At 71.5% G+C, this 2992-nt stretch carries 2 protein-coding genes; one reads left to right on the top strand and one right to left on the bottom strand.

Features of this window, described 5'->3' with window-relative positions; translation table 11 throughout:
* Positions 1-2025 (bottom strand): AAA family ATPase (locus DPV74_RS40430; protein ID WP_162923305.1); only part of this gene is annotated, 2025 nt, incomplete at its 3' end.
* 364 nt (positions 2026-2389) lie between these two features.
* Between DPV74_RS40430 and DPV74_RS40425 the strand changes: the two genes are divergently transcribed.
* Positions 2390-2992 (top strand): winged helix-turn-helix domain-containing protein (locus tag DPV74_RS40425; protein ID WP_240440112.1); only part of this gene is annotated, 603 nt, incomplete at its 3' end.

Raw genomic sequence — 2992 nt, 5'->3', positions numbered from 1 at the left:
CGCCCGCCCGGCGAGCGCGTGAACGGACTCGATGACGCGGTCGTGCACGCAACGCCAGCGATCATCGGCGTGCGACGCGAGGCCGGCCTGGCGCACGGGGTCCATCCAGAACGCGAGTTCGGCGCGCGTCTTGCCGGCGGCGGCACACAACAGCGCGACGTCGGCATCGGTGCCGATGCAGGCCAGCAGCGACAGCAGCGTTCTGGATTCATGCGGCAGCCGCTGGATACGGACGGCAAGCAGGCTCACGACATTCTCGGCGAGGTGGTGCGCGTCGAGGTCGGCCGGCTGCCACTGCCATGTCCGCCGCACCGGGTCGTAGGCGAGCAGTTGCTCGTCGATCAGCGTGCGCACGAACTGCTGTACGTAGAACGGGTTGCCGCCGGTCCGGCGCGTCACGATGTCGCCGAGCGCGGACAGCCGGTCCGGCGCTTCTCCGAGCAGGCCGGCCAGCATGTGCGTGACGCCGGGCGCGTCGAGCGGCGCCAGCGTCAGCGCCGACACGCGCGCGGGGGCGAGCTGCTGCAGGAAGCGGCGGAACGCCGGCGGGTGATCGTGCTGCGACCCGCTGCGATAACCGGCGACGATGCAGACGTGGGGCGGCGGATCGAGCGCGACCGACGCGAGGAACGCGAGCGTCGCGTCGTCGGCCCACTGGACGTCGTCGAGCGTCATCACCAGCGGCTCGGCCGGTGTCGCGAAGGCGCGGAACGCGTTCACGACGATCCGGCACAGATGAAACTCCGGGATCGCGTCGGTATGGCCGAACGCGACGGGCTCGACATCGAGCAGCCACGCGATCTCCGGAAAGATGCGGGACAGCAGGCTGGCCTGGGCGCCGATGCACGCGCGCAGCCGTGCGACGATCGCGGCGATTTCGTCGTCGCGCCGGGCGAGCGCGCTGCCGAACAGCGCGCGCAGCGCCGCCAGCACCGGCGCGTAGGGCCGGGCCGGCTGGAACTGGTCGACCTTCGCCGACGTGCACCAGGCCGTACGCGATGTCGCGCGCGACGCGCGCATGAAGTCCTCGGTCAGCGCGGTCTTGCCGACGCCGGGCGGCCCGTCCACCAGGACGATGGCCGCCTCGCCGGTCTGCAGGACCGCGGCCAGCGCGGCCGCGAGCCGGCGGGATTCGGCGTCCCGGCCGACCAGCCGGTCGGGCGTGCGCAAACCGGCGAGCGGATCGCTGCCGCCGAGCGCGAACGGCTCGACCCGGCCGGCTGCCAGCCAGTCGCGCCGGATGCGTTCGAGATCGTGCTGTACCGCGTCGCAGGACGGGTAGCGCTCGGCCGGCTCCTTTGCGATCAGCTTCAGCAGCAGGTCGCTCAGGATCGCGGGCAGGTCGTTGCGCAGCCCCGTGGCGGGCGACGGCTGCATCGCGACGTGCGCGTGCACCCATTCGGACGTCGACGCCGCCTTGTACGGGAGTGCGCCCGTCAGCAGGCGGAACAGCGTGATGCCGAGCGCATACAGGTCGGAGCGTTCGTCGATGTCCGCACCCTCGGAGACTTCGGGGGCCGCATACGCGGCGAATTCCGCGCGCAGCGGCTCCGCCGCGGCGTGTTCCGTCCGACGATTTCGCGCATGCGCGAACGCACGCAGCATGACCGTGCCGTCGGGCAGGGCGACGAAACTGGCCGGTTGCAGGTCGCCGTGCAGCCAGCCGAGCCGATGCAGCGCGCCGAGCGTGCGCACCGCGTGGATCGCCGTGTCGAGAAACGCGTCGAGCGGCAGCTGCGCGTCGGCGAGCGTGTCGAACGCGCGCCCGTCGACACGCGGAAAGACGAGCACCGGGCCGTCCGCCGCGCGGATCAGCGCGGCCGGCAGCAGCGCCCATGCCGGATCCAGCACGCCGTTCAATGCGTACTCGCGCTCGAATTGCCGGCAGCGCCCGTCGGATTCCCAGCCGGTCCGGCACGCGGACCACACGCGTCCGGTCCCGGTGTCGGTCAGGTCGAAGCACAGCACGTCGTCTGCACGGACTGCGTTCGACAGGCGGGCGCGTGCCAGCCAGTCGGCATCCATTCGGTTCGTGTCGTCGGGCTTACGCAAGGGTTGGTTCACGATGAGGGCAGGCTGGATGGAACGGGACGCAACGGCATGTCGGCAGGCAGCGGCCGGGCACGATCGCACGCGCGGCATGCCCGGGCATTGTCCGACAGCCCGCGGAAATCTGCAGTACCCCCTCCCGGGGTTGCCGGCGCGCGGGTAGCGTCCCACTAAACCAATAGATAATGGCCGACACGCGCGCCACCCCATACGATAGGGTCATGCCTGCCGGCCCGCATCGATGCGACCGGACGGGCGGAACAGGGGGTGTCGCCTCGCTGGGCGGCGCACGATGCGGAGCAGCATAAGGCGGGTGCGGATCATGTATACGTTCGGGCGGGTGACGGTTTCCCTTGAGTGCCGCGAAGTCTGCGTCGACGGGCAGCCCCGGTATATCGGTGCCCGGGCATTCGAGATTCTCGAGCTGCTGGTGAAGGCGGCCGGCAAGCTCGTGTCGAAGGACGAGATCATGGAGGCCGTGTGGCCGGACACGATCGTCGTCGAGAACAACATCCAGGTGCACATCTCGACGCTGCGCAAGCTGTTCGGTGGCAAGCACGGCTGGATCCGGACCGAGTCGGGCCGCGGCTACCGGCTCGCGCCGCCGGTCGATGCCACCCATGCAGCCCATGCCGGCCGCCTGCCGGACGCGCTCGAGCCGGTGCGCGGCGTCCGCACGGGTGCCGCACCGCGCAAGTGTCCGCTGATCGGCCGCGAGCCGGAAGCGGCCGAGCTGCACGCGCTGCTCGAACGCGAGGCATTCGTCACGCTGGTCGGCCCCGGTGGCGTCGGCAAGACGCATCTTGCGCTGGAGGTCGCCGCCGCGTGGTCGGCCGTGCGCGGCATCGAGATGGTCCGGATCGACCTGGCCGGCTGCCCGGGAGGCGCGACGCTGGAGTCCGCGGTGCTGGGCGCGCTCGGCCTGCCGGGCGCCCCGGCCGCC

It is taken from the genome of Burkholderia sp. HAN2018, assembly GCF_024704855.1.
In the GTDB taxonomy this organism is placed as follows: domain Bacteria; phylum Pseudomonadota; class Gammaproteobacteria; order Burkholderiales; family Burkholderiaceae; genus Burkholderia; species Burkholderia cepacia.
The sequence above is the reverse complement of the archived record's forward strand: the minus strand, read 5'-3'. Positions and strand labels throughout refer to the sequence as shown.